This window comes from Parasphingomonas zepuensis, from assembly GCF_036663735.1.
Taxonomy (GTDB): domain Bacteria; phylum Pseudomonadota; class Alphaproteobacteria; order Sphingomonadales; family Sphingomonadaceae; genus Sphingomonas.
The window spans coordinates 663,306-683,102 of the sequence record NZ_JAXOJO010000001.1; the positions used below are offsets into that span (position 1 = coordinate 663,306).

General features: G+C 68.1%; 21 protein-coding genes and 1 other RNA gene. 8 read left to right on the forward strand and 14 right to left on the reverse strand.

Annotated features, from left to right (window positions below; all coding sequences use genetic code 11):
- Positions 1–39 precede the first annotated feature (39 nt).
- Both U1769_RS03200 and U1769_RS03205 read right to left on the reverse strand, forming a co-directional pair.
- A complete protein-coding gene (locus U1769_RS03200) occupies positions 40–1,599 on the reverse strand; it encodes an MFS transporter (RefSeq protein WP_332711824.1) in 1,560 nt (519 codons plus the stop codon).
- A 92-nt stretch (positions 1,600–1,691) separates the two neighbouring features.
- Entirely contained in the window at positions 1,692–1,979 is a 288-nt protein-coding gene (locus U1769_RS03205) for a chorismate mutase (protein ID WP_443030202.1), read from the reverse strand.
- Between the two features lie 144 nt (positions 1,980–2,123).
- On the opposite strand from U1769_RS03205, the gene U1769_RS03210 reads away from it, so the two are divergent.
- Complete coding sequence (locus tag U1769_RS03210) at positions 2,124–3,137, forward strand: polyprenyl synthetase family protein (RefSeq protein ID WP_332711830.1); 1,014 nt, start codon at positions 2,124–2,126, stop codon at positions 3,135–3,137.
- Positions 3,138–3,153: 16 nt separating this feature from the next.
- On the opposite strand, the gene U1769_RS03215 is transcribed toward U1769_RS03210, so the two are convergent.
- Positions 3,154–4,116 (reverse strand): cation diffusion facilitator family transporter, encoded by a 963-nt coding sequence (locus U1769_RS03215; RefSeq protein WP_332711833.1) that lies wholly within the window; start codon positions 4,114–4,116, stop codon positions 3,154–3,156.
- A 34-nt stretch (positions 4,117–4,150) separates the two neighbouring features.
- Positions 4,151–5,509 (reverse strand): nucleotidyltransferase domain-containing protein, encoded by a 1,359-nt coding sequence (locus U1769_RS03220; protein ID WP_332711836.1) that lies wholly within the window; start codon positions 5,507–5,509, stop codon positions 4,151–4,153.
- A 116-nt stretch (positions 5,510–5,625) separates the two neighbouring features.
- Here U1769_RS03220 and hrpB point away from each other — a divergent pair, with 116 nt between their 5' ends.
- From hrpB to U1769_RS03235, 3 genes are read left to right on the forward strand one after another with little or no spacing between them, the layout of a single operon-like run.
- A complete protein-coding gene (gene hrpB, locus U1769_RS03225) occupies positions 5,626–8,094 on the forward strand; it encodes an ATP-dependent helicase HrpB (protein ID WP_332711839.1) in 2,469 nt (822 codons plus the stop codon).
- A gap of 29 nt (positions 8,095–8,123) precedes the next feature.
- Positions 8,124–8,405, forward strand: coding sequence for an ETC complex I subunit (locus U1769_RS03230; RefSeq protein ID WP_332711841.1), 282 nt, complete (start codon positions 8,124–8,126; stop codon positions 8,403–8,405).
- On the forward strand, positions 8,402–8,746 hold the full coding sequence (locus U1769_RS03235; RefSeq protein ID WP_332711844.1) for a nuclear transport factor 2 family protein: 345 nt from the start codon (positions 8,402–8,404) through the stop codon (positions 8,744–8,746). Before U1769_RS03230 ends, U1769_RS03235 begins: the two co-directional genes overlap by 4 nt.
- A gap of 4 nt (positions 8,747–8,750) precedes the next feature.
- On the opposite strand, the gene U1769_RS03240 is transcribed toward U1769_RS03235, so the two are convergent.
- The 5 genes from U1769_RS03240 to U1769_RS03260 form a co-directional block, all read right to left on the reverse strand.
- Positions 8,751–9,266: an NUDIX hydrolase gene (locus U1769_RS03240; RefSeq protein ID WP_332711846.1), complete on the reverse strand. Its 516-nt coding sequence runs from the start codon at positions 9,264–9,266 to the stop codon at positions 8,751–8,753.
- Positions 9,263–9,946 carry a TPM domain-containing protein gene (locus U1769_RS03245; protein ID WP_332711852.1) on the reverse strand — a complete coding sequence of 228 codons (684 nt, stop codon included), beginning with the start codon at positions 9,944–9,946 and terminating at the stop codon, positions 9,263–9,265. Before U1769_RS03245 ends, U1769_RS03240 begins: the two co-directional genes overlap by 4 nt.
- Positions 9,946–10,743 (reverse strand): TPM domain-containing protein, encoded by a 798-nt coding sequence (locus U1769_RS03250; protein ID WP_332713633.1) that lies wholly within the window; start codon positions 10,741–10,743, stop codon positions 9,946–9,948. Before U1769_RS03250 ends, U1769_RS03245 begins: the two co-directional genes overlap by 1 nt.
- Positions 10,744–10,754: 11 nt before the next feature.
- Positions 10,755–11,156 carry a TPM domain-containing protein gene (locus tag U1769_RS03255; RefSeq protein ID WP_332711855.1) on the reverse strand — a complete coding sequence of 134 codons (402 nt, stop codon included), beginning with the start codon at positions 11,154–11,156 and terminating at the stop codon, positions 10,755–10,757.
- A 107-nt stretch (positions 11,157–11,263) separates the two neighbouring features.
- Positions 11,264–11,848 carry a LemA family protein gene (locus U1769_RS03260; RefSeq protein ID WP_332711858.1) on the reverse strand — a complete coding sequence of 195 codons (585 nt, stop codon included), beginning with the start codon at positions 11,846–11,848 and terminating at the stop codon, positions 11,264–11,266.
- 79 nt (positions 11,849–11,927) lie between these two features.
- Between U1769_RS03260 and mscL the strand changes: the two genes are divergently transcribed.
- Positions 11,928–12,362 (forward strand): large conductance mechanosensitive channel protein MscL, encoded by a 435-nt coding sequence (mscL, locus tag U1769_RS03265; RefSeq protein WP_332711861.1) that lies wholly within the window; start codon positions 11,928–11,930, stop codon positions 12,360–12,362.
- 31 nt (positions 12,363–12,393) lie between these two features.
- Here the strand turns inward: mscL and U1769_RS03270 are convergent, their stop codons facing one another.
- Complete coding sequence (locus U1769_RS03270) at positions 12,394–12,825, reverse strand: RrF2 family transcriptional regulator (protein ID WP_332711863.1); 432 nt, start codon at positions 12,823–12,825, stop codon at positions 12,394–12,396.
- A gap of 41 nt (positions 12,826–12,866) precedes the next feature.
- Between U1769_RS03270 and ssrA the strand changes: the two genes are divergently transcribed.
- Positions 12,867–13,211: a transfer-messenger RNA gene (ssrA, locus tag U1769_RS03275) on the forward strand.
- 191 nt (positions 13,212–13,402) lie between these two features.
- Here the strand turns inward: ssrA and U1769_RS03280 are convergent.
- Positions 13,403–14,785: a UdgX family uracil-DNA binding protein gene (locus U1769_RS03280; protein ID WP_332711866.1), complete on the reverse strand. Its 1,383-nt coding sequence runs from the start codon at positions 14,783–14,785 to the stop codon at positions 13,403–13,405.
- A 15-nt stretch (positions 14,786–14,800) separates the two neighbouring features.
- On the reverse strand, positions 14,801–15,280 hold the full coding sequence (locus tag U1769_RS03285; RefSeq protein WP_332711869.1) for a hemerythrin domain-containing protein: 480 nt from the start codon (positions 15,278–15,280) through the stop codon (positions 14,801–14,803).
- 174 nt (positions 15,281–15,454) lie between these two features.
- Here U1769_RS03285 and U1769_RS03290 point away from each other — a divergent pair, with 174 nt between their 5' ends.
- Complete coding sequence (locus U1769_RS03290; protein WP_332711872.1) at positions 15,455–16,315, forward strand: dienelactone hydrolase family protein; 861 nt, start codon at positions 15,455–15,457, stop codon at positions 16,313–16,315.
- Between the two features lie 54 nt (positions 16,316–16,369).
- Here U1769_RS03290 and U1769_RS03295 read toward each other — a convergent pair whose 3' ends face one another.
- Positions 16,370–17,521, reverse strand: coding sequence for an AAA family ATPase (locus U1769_RS03295; protein WP_332711875.1), 1,152 nt, complete (start codon positions 17,519–17,521; stop codon positions 16,370–16,372).
- A gap of 318 nt (positions 17,522–17,839) precedes the next feature.
- Here U1769_RS03295 and U1769_RS03300 point away from each other — a divergent pair, with 318 nt between their 5' ends.
- A complete protein-coding gene (locus U1769_RS03300) occupies positions 17,840–18,901 on the forward strand; it encodes an aspartate-semialdehyde dehydrogenase (protein WP_332711878.1) in 1,062 nt (353 codons plus the stop codon).
- Here the strand turns inward: U1769_RS03300 and U1769_RS03305 are convergent.
- A complete protein-coding gene (locus tag U1769_RS03305) occupies positions 18,807–19,796 on the reverse strand; it encodes an FkbM family methyltransferase (protein WP_332711881.1) in 990 nt (329 codons plus the stop codon). The two genes, U1769_RS03300 and U1769_RS03305, sit on opposite strands and share 95 nt — an antisense overlap.
- Position 19,797: the final 1 nt, after the last annotated feature.

Here is a 19,797-nt window from a genome sequence, read left to right on the forward strand (position 1 = left end):
GTACCCGATCTGGTTCAATCGTCCCGGGGTGCGCGCCCGTCAGGCCGGCGCCACATCCAGGTCGCGCAGATCCCCGCCGCGCGTCTCGCGGCCGAACCAGGCGACCAGCCCGAGCGCGAGCAGCGCCGGCGCCATGATGATCGTCGCCGCCAGCCCCATGCTCGGGATCAGCGCGGCGATGCTCAGGCCCTGGGCGAGCAGCCCGCCCGCCTTGGTGCACGCCGCGACCCAGCCGGTCGCCCGCCCGCGCACCCGCAAGGGGAAGCTCTCCGCGGTATAGGGCAGCAGGATCGCGAGGATGCCGTTCGATCCGACGATCAGCAGCGCGACCGGCAGCACCGGGCTGCCCGTCCCCGCCAGCTCGAGCCGCAGCACCCCGGCCAGCCCCGCCAGCGTCACCCCGATCATCGTGACGAGCGACCATTTCGTGCTCCACCGGCTATACATCAACGCGGCGAGGAACACGGTCGGGAACGCGATCAGCGAGCTTTCCGCGAGCAGCCGGCTCGACACCGCCACCGAATAGCCCTTGGCGACCAGATCGGCCGGCAACCACAGCAGCAGCCCGAAATTGATCAGCCCCCAGGTCAGCGCGGCGATCGTCAGCGCGGCCAGCTTGCCGATCATGCGCCGGCCGGTCAGCGGCCCGTGCGACACGCCCTTCGCCACCGGCGCCGGCCCGCGCCGTGCGGTCGCGCCGAAGCGCCGCATCACGACTTCGGCCTCCTGCGTGCGGCCGCGCGCGAGCAGGAACTTGGCCGATTCGGGGATCAGCGCGCCGAGCAGCACCAGGCTCAGCCCGGTCGGCAGGTTCGCCAGCCACAGGATGCGCCAGCCGAAGATCGGCTGCAGGATCGCCGAAAGCCCGCTCGCCGCGAAATAGCCGCCGACCGCACCCAGCCCGCCGACCAGCACCAGGCTCCAGCCGCGGTGCCGGTTGGGCATCATCTCGGCGAGCAGCGCATAGGTGACGGGCAGCATCCCGCCCGCCGCCGCGCCCATCATGAAGCACATCACGATATTCCAGGCGAGCGAGGGCATCGCGCCGCAGATCGAGGTGCCGACGAACATCACCGCAGACAGCAGGATCGATGCCTTGCGCCCATAGATGTCGGCGATCACGCCCCACAGCACCGATCCGACGACCGTGCCCATCAGCGCGAAGAACGGCACCAGCGATACGGTCGCACGCGGCACGCCATATTCGCTGATCATGCCCGGCACGGTGAAGCCGAGCGAGGCGGGCTTCATCACGTCGATGACGAGCGCCACCACCAGCACGATCATCAGCCGCCAGTGCGCCCAGCCGAGCACGGCATCCTCGGGCGCCGCGATGATGATGTCCCCCGCCGCCGCCCGCTGCGCGGCAAGGTTGCGCGGCAACAGGCCGTACGCCGCGACGATCACGCCGGCGACGATCAGGCCCATGCCCGCGATCATGCCCCAGTCCATCGGCATGCCCACCATGCGATAGCCCATATGTCGCGCCATCAGGAACATCGGCAGATGCAGCAGCACCCCGGCGGTGACCGCGACGCAGCCCAGCACGAACGCCCACAATGCCTGGCGATCGGACAAGCTGCCTGCGCGAATCATCATGGTGCATCCCCTCGCCACGACTGGTTCGCCGCGGTCCCCGGTGCCGATGATAACGCTATCATGCCGCGCTGGCTATGACCGGACCGGCCGTTTCAGGCGCCGTCGCGCACCTTTTCATGGTGGCGGATCACTTCGTCGATGATGAAGCGCAGGAATTTCTCGGAGAAGTCGGGATCGAGATCGGCCTGCTTGGCCAGCCCGCGCAGCCGCTCGATCTGCGCGTCCTCGCGGCCCGGGTCGGCCGGCGGCAGGCCCGCGGTCGCCTTGTAGCGGCCGACCGCCTGAGTCACCTTGAAGCGCTCGGCGAGCAGGAAGACGAGCGCCGCATCGATATTGTCGATGCTCTGGCGATAGCCGCTCAGCGTTTCGTCGGTCACCATCACGTCCCCACCAGTTCGGTCGCCTTTTGCGGACGTGCCGCGCGCCGCGCAACCCCGAAGCGGCGCGTTTTACCGCGGAAACACACGCGATTAACCACCCCAAGGCTTGCCTTTGCCCCCACCTGCGGCCACATCGCTCGGGACATGAGCGCCACGATCCACCGCCTCGATACCCAGCGCCAGCCGTCGCTCGAACCGATGGTCCAGCTGACGGCGGGCGACATGAATCTGGTCAACGCCGTGATTCTGTCGCGCATGCAGTCGGAAATTCCGCTGATCCCGGCGCTCGCCGGCCATCTCATCGCGGGCGGCGGCAAGCGCATGCGCCCGATGCTCACCCTCGCGAGCGCACGGCTGCTCGGCTATACCGGCACGCGCCACCATCTGCTCGCCGCCGCGGTCGAATTCATCCACACCGCAACCCTGCTGCACGACGATGTCGTCGACGGCTCGGATCTGCGCCGCGGCAAGCGCACCGCGAACCTGATCTGGGGCAATCCCGCCAGCGTGCTGGTCGGCGATTTCCTGTTCAGCCGCTCGTTCGAGTTGATGGTCGAGGACGGCAGCCTCAAGGTGCTCAAGATCCTGTCGAACGCCAGCGCGGTGATCGCCGAGGGCGAGGTCAATCAGCTCACCGCCGCGCGCCGCATCGATATCGGCGAGGAACGCTATCTCGACATCATCGGCGCGAAGACCGCGGCGCTGTTCGCCGCTGCCTGCCGCATCGCCGCCGTCGTCGCCGAACGGCCCGAGGGCGAGGAAGCCGCGCTCGACGCTTATGGCCGCAACCTCGGCATCGCCTTCCAGTTGGTCGACGACGCAATCGATTATGTCTCGGATGCCGGCACCATGGGCAAGGACGCCGGCGACGATTTCCGCGAGGGCAAGGCGACCCTGCCGGTCATCCTGGCCTATGCCCGCGGCGATACCGAGGACCGCGCTTTCTGGAAGGCGGCGATCGAGGGCCACCGGTCGAGCGACGCGGATTTCGCCCACGCCATCAGCCTGATCCGCGCGACCCGCGCGGTCGACGACACGCTCGCCCGCGCCCGCCACTACGGCCAGCGCGCGATCGATGCGCTGGGCAGCTTCGCCAACGGCAAGGCCAAGGACGCCATGGTCGAAGCCGTCGAGTTCGCCGTCGCCCGCGCTTATTGATAATTAAATCAATGATTTAGTGCGCATGTCCGGCCGTACAGGCCTGGGGCGCCTCGGCTTCTTCGCCCACGATCTCGACCTGCAGCGTGGCATGGCCGATCCCGAACTTCGCCGCCAGCATCGCCTGCGCCTCGCCCAGGAAAGCATCGCCCGGATGCCCGCCCGGCATCACCAGATGCGCGGTCAGCACCGTCTCGGTCGTGCTCATCGGCCAGATATGCACATGGTGCACCCGCGCCACGCCGGGCAGCGTGCGCAGCGCCATGCGCACCTTGTCGTAATCGATCCCCCGCGGCACCGCGCCGAGCGACATCTCGACCGATTCGTGCAGCAGCCCCCAGGTCTGCCAGAAGATCAGCCCGGCGATCGCGATGCTGACGATCGGATCGATCCACAGCGCCCCGGTCCACAGGATCGCGAGACCCGCGACGACCACCCCGGCCGAGACCGCGGCGTCCGCCGCCATGTGCAAGAAAGCGCCGCGGATGTTGATATCATGCGCCCGTCCCCGCACGAACAGCAGCGCCGTCGCCAGGTTCACCACGATGCCGATCGCCGCGACGATCGAGACCGTCCCGCCCTCGACCGGCGCCGGCGTCGCCATGCGCTGCGCCGCCGCCAGCACGATCGCGCCGAGCGCGACCAGCAGCAGCAGCGCGTTGGTCATCGCCGCCAGGATCGTCGTGCCCTTCAGGCCATAGGTGAACCGCTTCGACGCGGCCCGCCGCCCAAGCGCCACCGCGCCCCACGCGACCGCGAGGCCCAGCACGTCCGACAGGTTGTGCCCCGCATCCGCCAGCAGCGCGACCGAGTGCGCGATGAACCCGAACGCCGCCTCGGCCCCGACAAAGCCCAGATTGAGCGCAATGCCGATCGCGAACGCCCGGTCATGCCCGCCCCCTGCCGGCGCATGGCTATGATGGCCATGCCCGTGGCCATGGCCATGACTGTGCCCGTGGCTATGATCGTGGTCGCTCATCCCCGCATGCCTAACATCGCTTCCCGATGAGATACTAGGACTGTTGCCGCGGCGGCGGCCCGCCATCGTCGCGCTTGCCGGAAGGCGCCGACGGCAGGGGCAGATAGCGCACGAGATGCGCCGCGAAGCGCCAGGGCGTGTAGAGCCAGCGCAGTCCCCTGGGCAGCGGCAGGTCGAGATAGGCCTGCCAGGACGGCCTCAGGCTCTTCGTCGCGGCGCGGAAGCGGCGGACGGCGCCTTCGCGCTGGCGCCACTCGGTCGCGATCGTGCCGAACAAATGCCGCCAACGATAGCGGCGGTCGCTGAGCCGCGCATGATGCTCATGCTCGGGCGGCAGCGCGCCGGGTGTGAGGTAGGTGACGCATTCCCCAGCCATGAGCGACGCCAGCCCCACATCCTCCAGCACCTCTCCCGCGACCACTCCGGCGAGCAGCCGCGGCATGTCGAGACAGGCAAGCACCAGTTTCTCCATGCCCGCCGACACCGCCACGCGGCGGGTGGCGGCCCGGTCGAACTCTGGGGCGGCCGCGATCCGGCCGAGATCGGCCACCCAGTGCAGGCGCGACCATTGGTGCCGGCTATGGTGATAGCAGATATAGACGAACAGGTCCGCGGTCGACAGTACCGGGATGTCCGCCCCGGCGATCCGCACCGTCTCGGCGCGCCCGAACAGGCGGGCGGGCGGGAAATCGGCGCCGGTGAGATCGAGGTTGCGATGCAGGTCGATCATCACGCCCCCGGGCGATCGCAGCGCCACCTCGCAGTTGAGATCGCAGGCCGCTTCGATATGCGCCGCATGGCGCGCCGGGTCGTCCGGCAGCTCGAACGGCTCGCGCAGGACATAGCCCGCCGCGCAGAGATGGGCGACGGTCGGGGCGAAGTGCGGCCGGTCGATCAGGATGTCGAGATCGCGGCACGCCCGCCGGCCCACCGCGCCATAATAACGCTGGGCCAAAGTGACGCCCTTGACCGCGGCATAGCGAATCCCGTTCGGCGCCAGCCAGTCACGGTGCAGCTGCCCGAGCGTCCCGGCGATCCGCAAATTATGGCAGGCTACATCCAGCACCGCGGCCTCGAGCCGGGCGCGTGGTTCGGGCGGCAGAAGCTCGCCCAGACGCGCCTGCACCACCGGCAGGACGAAATGATGCGCCGCCTGTTCGAGGAAAGCATCCCAGTCGTCGACCGCCGCCGCCAGCGCGCGCAGCTGCTCACCCTCCATCAGGCCCTGATCGAGGCAGCAGGCAAGCAGGAGCCGGGCGGATGCCGGCAGCGCCTTCGCTTCGGGACAGCTGGTCAGGATGGCCGAGATACTCCCATGGGCCCGACGCGGATATCGGCGCGGCCGCCCGATGTCGCGCATTTCGGCGCAGCGGACAAGGTCGGGGAGGCCCATTGCGGTGAACCGCCACCGCCGGTTTCGGTGGAATCCTCGGTGTTTCCGACCTAGATTGGGGGCATGACCGGAGCGTTCGACCCAATGACCCCGCGGCGCTGCGCCGCGACGCAGGAATGCCGCTGACGTCCCTCCCGATCCATGCCGTACTGCCGGACCTGCTCGCCACGCTGCGCGCCGGATCGAACGCCGTGCTCGTCGCCCCGCCCGGCGCGGGCAAGACGACCGCGGTCGCCCCCGCCCTGCTCGCCGAGCCATGGTGCGGCGGCGAGATCCTGCTGCTCTCGCCGCGCCGCCTCGCCGCGCGCGCCGCGGGCGAACGCATGGCGATGCTGGCCGGGGAGCCGGTCGGCCGGACCTTCGGCTACGCGACCCGGATGGACAGCAAGCGCTCGGCCGAAACCCGCGTTACGGTCGTGACCGAGGGCATCTTCGTCAACCGTATCCAGGCCGATCCGGAGCTCGCCGGAATCTCGGCCGTCCTGTTCGACGAAGTGCATGAGCGCAGCCTCGACAGCGATTTCGGCCTGGCGCTGGCGCTCGACGCGCAGGGCGCGCTCCGGCCCGATCTGCGCATCGTCGCCATGTCGGCGACGCTCGATGGTGCGCGCTTCTCGGCGCTGATGGATGGCGCGCCGGTGATCGAGAGCGCCGGCCGCAGCCATCCGCTCACGCTCCGTCATATCGGCCGCGCCGCCGAGGCGCGGATCGAGGATTCCGTCGCGGCCGCGATCCGGCTCGCCCTGCGCGAGGAAACGGGCGGCATCCTCGCCTTCCTGCCCGGCGTGGCGGAGATCGAGCGCACTGCCGAACGGATCGAAGGGCTGGGCGGCGACATCGTGCTGCACCGGCTGCACGGCAGCCTCGACCCCGGCGCCCAGCGCGCGGCGATCGCGCCCGATCCGCAAGGGCGCCGCAAGATCGTGCTCGCCACCTCGATCGCCGAGACCAGCCTGACGCTCGACGGTATTTCGGTCGTGGTCGATTCAGGGCTGGCCCGCCGTCCGCGCTACGATCGCGCGGCCGGCATGACCAGGCTCGTCACCGAGCGCGCGAGCCAGGCATCCGTCACCCAGCGCGCCGGCCGCGCCGCGCGGCAGATGCCCGGCACTGCCTATCGCCTGTGGGAGGAAGCCGCGACTGCCGGCCTGCCGCGCTTCGATCCGCCCGAGATATTGGAGGCTGACCTCTCCGCGCTGACGCTCGACTGCGCGCTGTGGGGCGTGGCCGATCCGCGCAGCCTCGCCTGGCTCGATCCGCCGCCCGCGGCCGCGATCAACGAAGCGCGCACCCGGCTGACCGTGCTGGAGGCAATCGACACGGACGGCAGGCCGACCCAGCACGGCAAGGCGATCGCCCGGATGCCGCTGCCGCCAAGGCTCGGCCATATGCTGGTTCGCGCGGGGGAGATCGGGCTCGGCCAAGCGGCAGCCGAGGTAGCGGTTTTGCTCGGCGAGCGCGGACTTGGCGGCAATGACGTGGATCTGGAGAGCCGGCTCAGACGCTGGCGCACGGAACGCGGGCCACGGGCCGAAGTCGGAAGAAAACTGGCAAAGCGCTGGGCAAGCCTTGCGCCCTCTACCGCAAGCAGGAGGGGAGACGAAGTGGCGACCTGCATCGCCCTCGCTTTCCCCGACCGTATCGCCAAACGCCGCGACGCCAGCGGCGAAACCTGGGCCTCGGCCGGCGGGCGCGGCTTCAAGCTCGACCCCACCTCCTCGCTCGCCCGCAACGAATGGCTCGCCGTGGCCGAAACCCAGGGCATGGCCTCGGGCGCGCGCATCCTCTCCGCCGCGCCGATCGACCTCGCCACCGTGGAGTCGCTGTTCGGCGACCGGATCGAGACCCGGCGCAGCGTCCGCTTCGATCCCGCGACCGGCGGGGTGCAGGCGCTGCGGGAGCGTCGACTCGGTGCGATCCGCCTGTCGAGCGGGCCCGATTCCAACGCCGATCCGGAAGAGATGGCGGCCGCCCTGCTGGACGGCGTACGAGCCGGCGGCCTCTCGCTGCTGCCGTGGAGCGAAGCGGCACAAGCACTGCTCGACCGCATCGCCTTCGTCCGCGAGGCGGGCGCACCGGTGGACGAGATCGACGCTGCGCACCTGCTCGCCCGCGCCGATGAATGGCTGACCCCATTGCTCGCCGGCAAACGCCGCCTCGACACGCTCGACACCGGCGCGCTGGCCGAGGCGCTGCGCGGCGTGATCGGGTGGGATACGCTGCGCACGCTCGATGCGCTGGCGCCGACCCATTTCTACTCGCCCGCCGGGACCAGCCACCCGATCGACTATGCCGCCGAGGGCGGCCCGCGCGTCGAGCTGCGCCCCCAGCAATTGTTCGGTCTCGCCGCGCACCCGACGGTCGCCGGCGGGCGCGTGCCGCTGGTGCTCAGCCTGACTTCGCCCGCCGGCCGGCCGATCCAGACCACGCGCGATCTGCCCGGTTTCTGGGCGGGAAGCTGGGCCGCCGTCGCCAAGGAAATGCGCGGCCGCTATCCTCGCCACCCCTGGCCGGACGATCCCGCCGGAGCCGCCCCGACGACGCGGACGAAAAATGCGGATGCACGCCGGGCGCAACCGCGATAAGGGCGGTCGATCTTTCGAGGACAAGACCGATGGCCACCGCCCGCATCTACCAGCGCCCCAAGAATGCGATGCAGTCTGGCCGCGCGCAGACCGACCGCTGGGTGCTCGATTTCGAGCCCGGCGAAGCGAAGCGCCCCGATCCGCTGACCGGCTGGGCTGGCTCGGGCGACACGCGCGACCAGATCCGCCTCGGCTTCCCGACTCGCGAGGCAGCGATCGCCTATGCCGAGCGCGAGGGCCTTGCCTTCACCGTGATCGCGGCGCCCGAGCGCAAGCTCAAGCTTCAGGCCTATGCCGACAATTTCCGGTGACGCCGAAGGTCATCGTCCGGCGCTGGATCGCAGCGTTCAATGCCGGTGATGTCGACGCGCTGACGGCGCTGTACCGGCCCGATGCGACCAACCACCAGGTCGCGCTGTCCCCGGTGGTCGGCCGCGACGCGATCCGCGCGATGTTCGAGCGCGAGCTCGCCGGTGCCGAGATGGAGTGTATCCCGGAGAATCTGTTCGAGGACGGCGAATGGGCGATCCTCGAATGGCGCGATCCGAACGGCTTTCGCGGCTGCGGCTTCTTCCATGTGATCGACGACCATATCGCCTTCCAGCGCGGCTATTGGGACCGGCTGAGCCTCGAGGCCGCGCGCCAAAGCTGAGGCGCTATCCCAGGATCGACGGGCTCAGCAGCAACAGCATGCGCACGTCGATCGCCACGCCCTCGGCCCGCTTCGCCGCCACGAAATCGACGATCCCGCTCAGCGGCACGCGGTGCACGGTGATATCCTCGTCGCTATTGCCCCCGCCGTCGCTCACCTTGGTCAGGCCGGTCGCCCGGACCAGCGTGAAGCCCTCCGAGACCATGCCGGGCGACGAGTAGAAATAGCCGATCGTCTCGACCTGCGCCGGGCGATAGCCGGTCTCTTCCTCGAGCTCGCGGGCGGCCGAGGTCTCGGCCGATTCGCCGTCCTCTTCGTCGCCGACCAGCCCCGCCGGCAGTTCGAGGCTGCGCTGGCCGAGCGGCACGCGATATTGCTCGACCAGCAGCACCGCGCCCTCATCGACCGCCAGGATCACCGCGGCCTGAATGCCGCGCGCACGCGCGACATATTCCCAGGTCCCCTGCTTCTTCGCGACGATGTACTTGCCTTCCCAGACCGTTTCGGCGGGTTCGTTCATAGTTCTATCAGCCTGTCCGGGAGTTCGTTGCGGTCGGTTTCGGTCTTGGGGAAATTCTCCGACAGGATCGTGCCGATCTGCCCCACGGCGGCGGCCATGCCTTCGGCAGCCCGGCCGACCCGCACTTCGTCGATCAGCGCGGCCATGGCGTCGCCCCAGCGCTCCGCGGGCACTGCCTTGTGGATCGCCTCATCGGCGACGATCTCGGCCATGCGTTCGTCCAGCGAGAGATAGAGCAGGATACCGACCCGGGCGCTCGTCCGCCGCTCGGCCCCGACCTTGAAATACTGAATCGCCCGCCGCCGCACCCGCCGCGCGCGTGTGGTGCGCGGGGTAAGCGCGAGCCTGAGCGGGACCCAGGCAAGGGCGAAACGGAAGAGCAGAAAGGCGATCGTCTGGATGATCAGTAGCGCGAAGAGCAGGCCGCGCGCGTCGGGCTCGGCGCCCCAGCCATTCGATGACCAGCCAAGCTTCGTCTCCAGCGCAGCCGGGTTGATCGCGGCGAGCGCGACGACGAACAGGGTCGCTGCAACCGCATAGTGCAGCGCGACGTCATGATACGGATCGGAGCGTTCGCTGACGATCGTCACGATCTCGCCATCGGTGCCGGCCTCGGCGCGCGCGACCGCTTCGCCGACCAGCGCATGATCCGCTGCGCTTAACTTTGCCACCCGCGCCATCACCAGCCCCCCGAAGCGCCGCCGCCCCCGAAGGAGCCGCCACCGCCGGAGAAGCCACCTCCGCCGCCGCCGCCGCCCCAGCTGGAACCGCCACCGCCGCTCCAGCCGCTGCCCCAACTGCTACCCGATCCGCCGCCAAGGCCGGGTCCCCACAGGATGACCGGGGCGTGGCCACGGCGATAGCGCTTGCCCCCGGCCCCGCGACGGAGGCGCGACAGGACGACGAAGGCGATGACGATGATCCAGAAAATCAGCACGAAGGGAATGCCCCGTTCCTCCGAGTGCTTCGGCTTGGCCGTGACGACCTTCGCACCCCGCGCCTCGGCGGCTTCCAGCGGCAGTTTCATCTGCTCTGCGATCGCATCTGCCCCAGCAATGATGCCACCCGGCATGTCGCCCGCCTTGAACTTCGGCAGGATCGTTTCGTTGATGATCGTGCTCGACAGCGCATCGGTCATGATCGGCTCCAGACCATAGCCGACTTCGATCCGTACCTTCCGCTCGTTCGGCGCGACCAGCAGGATGATACCGTTATTGGAGCCGCCCTGCCCGATCTTCCAGGCACGGCCGAGCCGATAGCCGAAGTCCTCGATCGGATAGCCCTGCAGATCGGGGACGGTCGCCACGACGAACTGGCGCGACGATGCCTTTTCGATATCGTCCGACAACTGAGTGAGCTGCGCCTCCTGCTCGGGCGAGAGCAGGTCGGCTGCGTCGACCACGCGGCCCGAGAGAGGCGGGAACGTCTGAGCATGGGCTACCTGAACTGAGCCCAGCATCAGAACCATGAAAATCATGCGAAGGAACGTCACGCTGCCAACCTTTCAGGAGGCGAGATTTCACGGATTATGCCATCCACTCCAGCGGCGATGCCGCGCGGATAATTGCCGGCACGAAAGGCCGGCAGGATAGCGGTATCTATGATCGCCTTCGCTTCTTCGTCGCGCAAAGCCTTTTCGAGACCGTAACCGACCTCGATCCGCACTTTGCGTTCCTGGGGCGCGACGATCAGCAGCACCCCATCGTTGAAGTCTTTGCGCCCGATGCCCCATGTTCGCCCGAGCGTGACGCCATAGTCCTCGATCGGATGGCCCCCGAGGCCGAGCACCGTTACGACCACGAACTGATGGTGGGTGCGTGTCTCAAGCGCCGCCAGCTTTTCGTTGATCGCGGCACGCGATGCCGGCGGCAACAACTGCGCGGCATCCACGACGCGACCCGACAATGCCGGAAAGTCATATCCGGCCGGCGCGACCGACTTGGCCGGGGTGGCGGCACCGCACCCTGCCAGCATCAGCAACAGGGCGACGGATTTGATCAGTTGGTGTTACCAAAATTCACTGACGGCGCCGTGTCGGAACCAGGCGTCGTCGCCTGGAACGGGGCCATCGGTTTCGAGCCGTAGAAGACCTTGGCACCGATCGCGTCGGGGAAGGTGCGGATGCGGGTATTATACGCTTGGACCGCGTCGTTATAATCTTTCCGCGCGATGGTGATGCGGTTCTCGGTGCCTTCGAGCTGGCTCATCAGCGTCGTGTAATTGGCCTGGCTCTTCAGCTCGGGATAGGCTTCCTGCAGCCGCTGCAGGTTCAGCGTCACGCCGGCCTGCGCCCGCTCATAGGCAGCGACCTTCGCCGGATCGGTCAGGTCGTCGCCCGTAAGCTTCACCTGCGATGCGGCGGCGCGCGCCTGAGTCACCTGGACCAGGATGTCCTTCTCCTGCGCGCCAGCGGCCTTCACTGTCGCGACGAGATTGGGGATGAGATCGGCGCGGCGCTGATAATTATTCTGCACATCGGCCCAGCGTGCCTTGGCATTCTCCTCGGCGGTGGGGACACTGTTCAGGCCGCAGGCGGACAGGGCCAGGGCAGCTATCAGCGCGAACGTGGCACGGTAGTTCATGAACATCCTCCAACCCTTGCACGCCCATGATAAGCGAGTAGCGTGGCACGGCGGAAGTGAAATCGGATGGAGGCCCGCCATGTTCAAGGAGTTCAAGGCATTCATCGGTCGCGGCAACGTGCTCGACCTCGCCGTGGCCGTGATCATCGGGGCCGCCTTCGGCAAGATCGTCACGTCCCTCACGGACGACGTGCTGATGCCGGTGATCGGCCGGATTTTCGGCGGTCTCGACTTCTCCAGCTATTTCGTCGTGCTCGGCAAGGTGCCCGAGGCGCTGATCGGATCGACGGATTATGCGGCGCTGAAAAAGGCCGGCGTGCCGGTGTTCGGCTATGGCGCGTTCATCACCCAGGCGGTGAATTTCGTGATCCTCGCCTTCATCATCTTCCTGCTGGTGAAGGCCGCGAACAGGCTGATCGAGCGGCCCAGGGAAGAATCGGATGCGCCCGTGGCCGAGCCGGCCGACGTGGTGCTGCTGCGCGAGATCAGGGACGAGCTGAAGAAGCGGCCCTGATCCGGTCCCCTGAATCCGACAATGCCGGGGTTCAGGCCGCGGCCAGATCCTCGGCCGTGGCATCGGCCAGGCTGGTGCCGTCGAGGATCCGCGCGGTCTCGTCGCGCACCCGCATCATCGCATGGCGGATCGCGCAGGTTGCCTCGTCCTTGCAGTCGCGACACGAGCGATAGGCCGTGCGGCTGACGCAGGGCACCAGCGCCAGCGGCCCTTCGATCACCCGGATGATTTCCCCCAGCGAGATCAGGTGAGTCGGGCGCGACAGGCAGTAACCGCCCATCTTGCCGCGATGGCTGTGGAGGAAACCGGCTTCGCGCAGGTCGGCCAGGATCAGCTCGAGGAACTTGCGCGGCACGTTCGCCTCGGCCGCGATCCGGTTCATCGGAATTGGGGGGCCACCTGGGGGCGCTTCTGCCAGGAACATCATCGCGCGGAGCGCGTACCGGGAACGCTGAGTCAACATAGCATGCCCGATATGGGCTAATATTGTGGCGAGCGAAAGGCGGGCTTTTCATTATCTTCGGCCTCCCTATATTGGGGGTGCCGGGGTTCGCCCCGGATATGGCGATAAAGTGCGGCGTACAATAGATGCAGCGGACCCGGGGGCAGTACCCGGCGACTCCACCAAAACCGGCCCTTCGGGACCGGTCCTGACGGGGTCGAACCAGGATCGACGTGTATTGAAAAGCGCCGTTTTTGCCCGGGCTGAGTAACCTGTAAAAGGCTCAAAACCACAAGTGCTAACGATAACGAAGCACTCGCGATTGCCGCGTAAACCGGACCTAACGGTCTAGTTTACTAAGGACGAAAGCGCGGTTCGGGCCGCACCGGGCAACAGAAGCGGACACCGGCGGTACGGGGAGCACCGAGCAACAGAAGCTCCCCACTTCAAGCCATGCCGAAATGCGGCCCATGCCGGTCTGCAAAGCGCGCCGTACTGCGCTCCGGTGCTCACGTACGTGAAGTACGCTGCGCGCCGGTGCTCGCACGGCACGCTTTTCGACTCGACCTGGACCACATTTCGGCACGCCTTGCTCACTTCAATCCAGTCGGGTGCGCACCGCTTTTAGATCCTCCACGAATCTCGCATATTCCTCCTCGGCTGCGGTCTTGTCGGGGAGACGGAGGAGAAAGCTGGGGTGGATGGTGATCCACGCCTCGCCGCCGTCGGGCAGAATGTGCGGCCGACCCCGTTCCTTGCCGATGCCCATCACCTTGCCGAACAGCGATCGTGCCGCCGTCGCGCCGAGCGCCACCGTCACCCGCGGCTTCACGAGCAGGCGTTCCTGCTCGATCCACCAGCGGCACGCCGTGATCTCGCCGGCGTCCGGCTTCTGGTGGATGCGGCGCTTGCCGCGCTGCTCGAACTTGAAATGCTTCACTGCGTTGGTGACGTAGACGCCCGCCCGGTCGATCCCCGCCGCAGCTATCGCGCGGTCGAACACCTGGCCGGCCGGGCCGACGAACGGCGTTCCGGCCAGATCCTCCTGGTCGCCCGGCTGCTCGCCGACGAACATCAGCACCGCATCGACCGGCCCCTCGCCGAACACCGTCTGCGTCGCCTGTTTGTAGAGATGGCAGCGGGTGCAGCCCGCCGCCTCGTCGCGCAGCGCTGCCCATGCCGCCGCGGCATTGCCGCCAGTCCGCGTCCGTGCCTGCTCGATCATGCCGCTCTCCCGCGCCTGAGCGCTTGCGATCAATCCCGGCACCAACGCCGTTTCGGGCATGTTTTTCCAGTATCGCCGCGGCATTTCCTTCAGCATCGCGCCGATCTTCAGCCGCGCCGGATTGAAGATCGCGGCATAATAGGTCTTCCACACATCCTCGATCGGGTCGCCGTCCGGCACGTCGCCCTTCAACGCGCCGGGGCCCTCGCGCACGGTTTCGCCGTCCCAGTGGATCGACAGCTCGGGCGTCAGGATCGACCAGCGCATCGCGGCGAAGCGATCGACGAAGAAGCCGGCGTTGGCGCGCAGGATATGGTGTTCGGGCTCGAACCAGGCGACGAAGCGCGGGCCTTCGTCATCCTCGACTTCACGAAAGCGGAGGAAAGCGCGCATCTTGTGGATGTCGCGGCGAACCTCCTGCGCCAGGCGCGCCAGCCGCCGCACCAGCGGGTCGGCGGCGTCCTCGATCAGCTTGGGCTCGGCACGCAGCCGGGCCAGCAGCGTGTAGAGCAGGGCAAACCGCTCAGGCTCGCGGTGCAGGATCGCCTTGCCCGCCAGATCGAGAAAGGCCCGCGGCACCGAGAAGCCGGCAGCGGCCGGAGGCGCGGGCACCGCCTCCGCCGCGAACAGCTCGCCCGGCGCATCGCCGACCTGCCAGACCACGTCGACGGGCGGCACCTGCGCCGCGATCAGCCCGCGCGCCGCATCCCGCCAGCCCGCAAAATCGTCAGGCGCGGCGAGCCGGGCGATGCGCATCCCCGTTCGCGTTCCCTATTCGCGCTCATCGCCGCCCGGCGGCGTCGCCTCGGCGCGCTCGAGCTCCTTGGGCTTGCGCCGTTCGAATATTTCGGCAAGCCGCGCCTCGTCAGCGGCGGAGAGTTTCTCGGCGGCGGCGGGGAACATGTCTTCCTCCTCCTCGTCGATATGATGCTCGTAGCGATGGCGCATCTTCCCGAAGGTCTCGGTCCAGGCGTCGGAAGCGGGATCGAGTTCGGCCAGTTCGCCGAAGAAATCGTCGATCTCCTTGTGCTCCGAAACCGAATGGCGCGCATCGTCGCGCAGATCGGGGTTGGCGAGCATCGTCGCATAGAGCGACTCCTCCTCGGCCGCGGCATGCGCCGAGACCTCCACACGGAAGACCTCGAACAGCTCTGGCCGTTCGGTCTCCGCGGCGTCGCCGATCCGCGCGAGCAGTTCGCGGTGCCGGTCGTGATCGGCCTTGAGGTCGGCAAAGATGCGGGCGTCGGTCATGGCTGGCTCCTGATGGTTTCCCCAGCGCAGAACAAGCCGGCACGCGCTTGGTTCACTCCCACACGCTCTCATGCTGATCGGGCATGCCGCCGCAGCCAATAACCGCCTTTCCCTCCGCGGCGTTTTGCCGGACTATGCGCGCAGGAATCGCCACATCCCCGGGAGAGAAGCGCCATGTGCGACGACAAACACAAAGGCCTGGTTCCCTATACCGACTATAACCGCCGGCAGTTCGCGGCGCTCGCCATGGCCACCGCCGCGGCGGCGACCGTCCCCGGCATCGCCTGGGGACAAGGCAAGGTGACCGAGCGCACTGTGCAGATCAAGACGCCGGACGGGACGGCCGACGCGCTGCTGATACTGCCCGGCCGGAAATCGGCGCCTGGCGTGATCGTCTGGCCCGATATCGGCGGCTTGCGGCCGGCGACCGCCGATATCGGGCGCCGCCTTGCCGGCCAGGGCTATGTCGCTCTGGTGGTGAATCCCTTCTACCGGTCGGGCGATGCCGCCGCGGTCGCGCCGCGCGGGACCGGCCAGGACCCGGCCGAGCGCGAGCGCAAGAGCGCGATGCGCGCGCTGATCACGGACGAGGGCGTCGCCGGCGATGCCAGGGCCCTGGTCGCCTTTCTCGATGCGCTGCCCGAAACCTCCAACGCGAAGGTCGGCGTGCAGGGCTATTGCATGGGCGGGCCGCTCTCGTTCCGCACCGCGGCGGCTGTGCCGGGGCGGATCGGCGCGGTCGGATCCTTCCATGGCGGCGGCCTCGTCACCAAGGCGCCCAACAGCCCGCATCTGCTGATCGAGAAGACCAGGGCGAGCTATCTCGTGGCGGTCGCGAAGAACGACGACGCCAATGATCCGACCGCCAAGGACGTGCTGCGCGAAACCTTCGCCAAAACCGGCCGCAAGGCCGTGGTCGAGGTCTATGGCGGCAACCATGGCTGGTGCGTGCCCGACAGCTCGTCCTACGACCGGCCCGAGGCCGAGCGGGCCTGGGCGGCATTGACCGAGCTCTACAAGCGGGCGCTGGTCTGAGGACGGGACGGCCGGGGCTGGACGGCGGCACGATCCTGAAGCCCCGGCCCTTTCCTACCGCTTCGGCCAGTCCCAGCGCGGCGCAGATGCGCCCGGCACCTGAGTCTCGCCGAAATCCTTCTCCAGCAGGATTTCCACGGCGCCCTCGTCCCGGCCGAGCGCCGTCACGAGCGGCTCGCTGTGCGACACGACGATGACCTGGCATTTCTCCGCGGCCTTGCGCAGCAGGCGGGCCAGCGCGTCGAGCAGCGACGGGTGGAGGCTGGCCTCGGGCTCGTTGAGGATCATCAGTTCGGGCGGCCGGGGCGACAGGAGCGCCGCCACCAGCAACAGGTAGCGCAGGGTGCCATCGGACAGTTCCGAGGCGGCGAGCGGGCGGAGCAGGCCGGTCTGGTACATCTCGACGCTGCCATGCTCGTCGCCGCCGATGCCGACCTCCGATCCGGGAAAGGCATCGTCCACCGCGTCCCCGAACGCCCTCCGGTCGCCGATGGCGAGGATCGTGGCGATCGCCGCGGCCAGATCCGATCCGTCGCTCGCCAGCACCGGGGTATAGGTCATCACGTGCGGCCGGCGCGCCGGGGCGTCCTGGTCGGTGCGCAGGCTGTCGTAGAAGCGCCAGTTGCGCATCCGCTCGCGCATCAGCAGCAGTTCCAGGCCGTCAGCGGGATCGGCGCAATGCGTCACCATGCTGTCGAAGGTCGACAGATCGTTCATGCCGTCGCGCCATTCGCCGGTATCGTTCCGCCGCAGGCGCACGTGCGGGCCGCGGCGCTCCGCGAACAGGTTGCTGCGGCCCAGCAGTTCGCCGGTCCACATCGCTTCGACCTTGATCTCCGGATCGCGGGAAAACGGGCCGCCGGGCCTGGGCAGCCCCAGATCGATCGCATAGCCGAAGTCCGGGCCGGAAAAGCCTAGCTTGAGGCTCACCGGGCCGGAGCGGACGGTGCCCTGGACGGCATATTCGCCACTCCGCATCTCCCGGCTGATGCGCTCCGGCCCGGCCCACAGCGTCGACGACAGGCCGCCCTCCATGGCGAGCGAGGAGATCAGTCGGCCCTGCGCTGCCTCCGACAGCAGCCGCAGCGAGCGATACAGGCTCGATTTGCCGCTGCCATTGGCGCCCGTGACGATGTTGAGCGCGCCCAGCGTGAGGGTCAGGTTGCGCAGCGACCGATATCCCGAAACGGCGAGGTGCGTGATCACTCGGCTGGTCCTTCGCTCGGCACGGCGTCGATCTATCCGGAAATCGCGTGCTCATCCACAGCCCAGGCCTATGCGAAGAGCGTTGCCATGACCCTAACCGCCGATGTCCGGTTTACAGCGCGCCGCATCGCGATTATCGGGCCCGGCATGTCCATGGTGGTCAAAACGATTAGCCCGAAGCCGACCCGCATTTGCGGGGCGGTCCGGTCGTGCTGACGCTTAACCGCTAGCACCTGGACAAAGCCCCGCGGAAGCGCGGGGCGGCCTCACACGGCAGATCACACCCCGCGCCTCCGCACCAACAGGAGACGCAGTGCAATGACCTTCGAAAACGCAGCCGAGCTTCCCGCCAATCTCTTCAATGTGGGAATCGTGGGAGCGACTGGCCTGGTGGGCGGCATGATGCTGACCATGCTGGCCGAGCGCGACTTCCCCCTCAAATCCCTGCGACTGTTCGCGTCGAGCCGGTCGGCCGGCACATGCGTGCCGTTCCGCGACACCGAGATCGCCGTGGAGGATGCCGCGACCGCCGATTTCCGGGGGCTCGACTTCGTCTTCTTCTCGGCCGGCGGTTCGACCTCGCTGGCGCTCGCGGAAAAGGTCGCGCAGGCCGGTGCGATCGTGATCGACAACAGCTCGGCCTGGCGCAGCGATCCGGCCGTCCCGCTGGTCGTCGCCGAAGTGAATCCGCAGGCGCTGCGCCATATTCCCAAGGGCATCGTCGCCAATCCCAACTGCACGACCATGGCGGCAATGCCGGTGCTCAAGCCGCTGCACGACGCGGCGGGCCTGAAGCAGCTGGTGGCAAGCACCTATCAGGCGGTCTCCGGCGCCGGCATGGCGGGAGTCGACGAGCTCGACCGGCAGATCGGCGCTGCGGATACCGATCGCGCCGCGCTCGCGCTTGACGGCGGCGCGGTCGATTTCGGCGATATCCGCAAATGGGCCGTGCCGATCGGCTTCAACGTGGTGCCGTTCAACTATGTGCTCGCCGAGGACGGCTATACCGAGGAAGAGATCAAGCTGCGCGACGAGAGCCGCAAGATCCTCGACATCCCCGGCCTGCCCGTCTCCGCGACCTGCGTCCGCGTACCCGTCTTCACCGGGCATTCGCTGTCGATCAACGCCGCGTTCGAGCGGCCGATTTCGGCAGCCCAGGCGACCGATCTCCTGCGCGCGGCCCCGGGGGTGGAGCTGGCCGACGTGCCCAACCCGCTCTCGGCCGCCGGCAAGGATCCGGTGTTCGTCGGCCGCGTGCGCCGCGATCCGACGGTCGAGCATGGGCTCACCCTGTTCCTGAGCAGCGACAATCTGCGCAAGGGCGCCGCGCTGAACGCAGTGCAGATCGCCGAAGTGCTGGTCCGCGACCGGGCCGGCTGAAGACCGACACGGGCAATGGGCCGGAGCCGATGCAGAGCGACTCCGGCCCATCCGGGTGAATCCAGGCAGCGTCGATGCCGCGCGTGAACAACAGGTCATATTGCTTGAGCGGCAGCGGCTCGCGGATGTGTGTCAGCTGCAACGATCCGTCCCGTGCGACGCCGACATGGCAGGCGCTGAAGCCATCGCCGGCCATCAGTTCGATCAGCGCGACCGCGCTGCCACCGCGCAGCCTGAGCCAGGCATCGGTGATCTCGATCAGGAACGCCGTGTCGGGCCGCGCGCGGAGGGCCGGCATTCCGTGCAGCACCTTTTCCTCATAGCCTTCGACATCGATCTTCACGAACAGCGGCGCGCCATCCGGGATCAGGGGCAACAAGCTGTCCCCCGTCCTCATCGCGACGCCCTTGCCCTCCGCCAGATAGGTCTTGCCGTGATGGATCGGAACAGTGAGCGCGGTTTCGCCGTCCCGCTCGCCGATCGCCGCCTCGACGATCGCGACATTGCCGGTCGCGTTCCGCGCCAGCGTTTCCCGGAGCCGCGCGACCAGCACTGGATTCGGCTCGACATGGATCACCCGCCCCTTATCGCCGACCAGGACCGAGGCGGTCAGGCTGAGAAAGCCGAGATTGCCGCCGATATCGAGAAAGATGCTGCCCGGCGCCAGCCGCTGCTGAAGCACCAGCGTCGTATCGATCCCGTAGAAGAGACCCGTGATCGCAGCGCAGCGCTCCATCCAGTCGCTCAAATCGAGCCGCATGACATAACCATGCGGCCAGACGCGGCGCTCGACCCGATCGGCGAACACGCCGGCGCGGAAGGGCCGCCCAACGATGCCCCGGTAAAGCCGCAGTCGCCAATGCGGTGGCAGGGCGCGCAACAACGGACCGGCCATT

What these genes read in the sequence shown, in the direction of transcription:
- U1769_RS03220 (WP_332711836.1), bottom strand. Translation starts at nt 5,509, where the DNA reads ATGGGCCTCCCCGACCTTGTCCGCTGCGCCGAAATGCGCGACATCGGG.
- hrpB (WP_332711839.1), top strand. Translation starts at nt 5,626, where the DNA reads ATGCCGCTGACGTCCCTCCCGATCCATGCCGTACTGCCGGACCTGCTC.
- U1769_RS03305 (WP_332711881.1), bottom strand. Translation starts at nt 19,796, where the DNA reads ATGGCCGGTCCGTTGTTGCGCGCCCTGCCACCGCATTGGCGACTGCGG.
- mscL (WP_332711861.1), top strand. Translation starts at nt 11,928, where the DNA reads ATGTTCAAGGAGTTCAAGGCATTCATCGGTCGCGGCAACGTGCTCGAC.
- U1769_RS03245 (WP_332711852.1), bottom strand. Translation starts at nt 9,946, where the DNA reads ATGGCGCGGGTGGCAAAGTTAAGCGCAGCGGATCATGCGCTGGTCGGC.
- U1769_RS03300 (WP_332711878.1), top strand. Translation starts at nt 17,840, where the DNA reads ATGACCTTCGAAAACGCAGCCGAGCTTCCCGCCAATCTCTTCAATGTG.
- U1769_RS03215 (WP_332711833.1), bottom strand. Translation starts at nt 4,116, where the DNA reads ATGAGCGACCACGATCATAGCCACGGGCACAGTCATGGCCATGGCCAC.
- U1769_RS03280 (WP_332711866.1), bottom strand. Translation starts at nt 14,785, where the DNA reads ATGCGCATCGCCCGGCTCGCCGCGCCTGACGATTTTGCGGGCTGGCGG.
- U1769_RS03205 (WP_443030202.1), bottom strand. Translation starts at nt 1,979, where the DNA reads ATGGTGACCGACGAAACGCTGAGCGGCTATCGCCAGAGCATCGACAAT.
- U1769_RS03230 (WP_332711841.1), top strand. Translation starts at nt 8,124, where the DNA reads ATGGCCACCGCCCGCATCTACCAGCGCCCCAAGAATGCGATGCAGTCT.
- U1769_RS03210 (WP_332711830.1), top strand. Translation starts at nt 2,124, where the DNA reads ATGAGCGCCACGATCCACCGCCTCGATACCCAGCGCCAGCCGTCGCTC.
- U1769_RS03240 (WP_332711846.1), bottom strand. Translation starts at nt 9,266, where the DNA reads ATGAACGAACCCGCCGAAACGGTCTGGGAAGGCAAGTACATCGTCGCG.
- U1769_RS03285 (WP_332711869.1), bottom strand. Translation starts at nt 15,280, where the DNA reads ATGACCGACGCCCGCATCTTTGCCGACCTCAAGGCCGATCACGACCGG.
- U1769_RS03200 (WP_332711824.1), bottom strand. Translation starts at nt 1,599, where the DNA reads ATGATGATTCGCGCAGGCAGCTTGTCCGATCGCCAGGCATTGTGGGCG.
- U1769_RS03260 (WP_332711858.1), bottom strand. Translation starts at nt 11,848, where the DNA reads ATGAACTACCGTGCCACGTTCGCGCTGATAGCTGCCCTGGCCCTGTCC.
- U1769_RS03250 (WP_332713633.1), bottom strand. Translation starts at nt 10,743, where the DNA reads ATGATTTTCATGGTTCTGATGCTGGGCTCAGTTCAGGTAGCCCATGCT.
- U1769_RS03290 (WP_332711872.1), top strand. Translation starts at nt 15,455, where the DNA reads ATGTGCGACGACAAACACAAAGGCCTGGTTCCCTATACCGACTATAAC.
- U1769_RS03270 (WP_332711863.1), bottom strand. Translation starts at nt 12,825, where the DNA reads ATGTTGACTCAGCGTTCCCGGTACGCGCTCCGCGCGATGATGTTCCTG.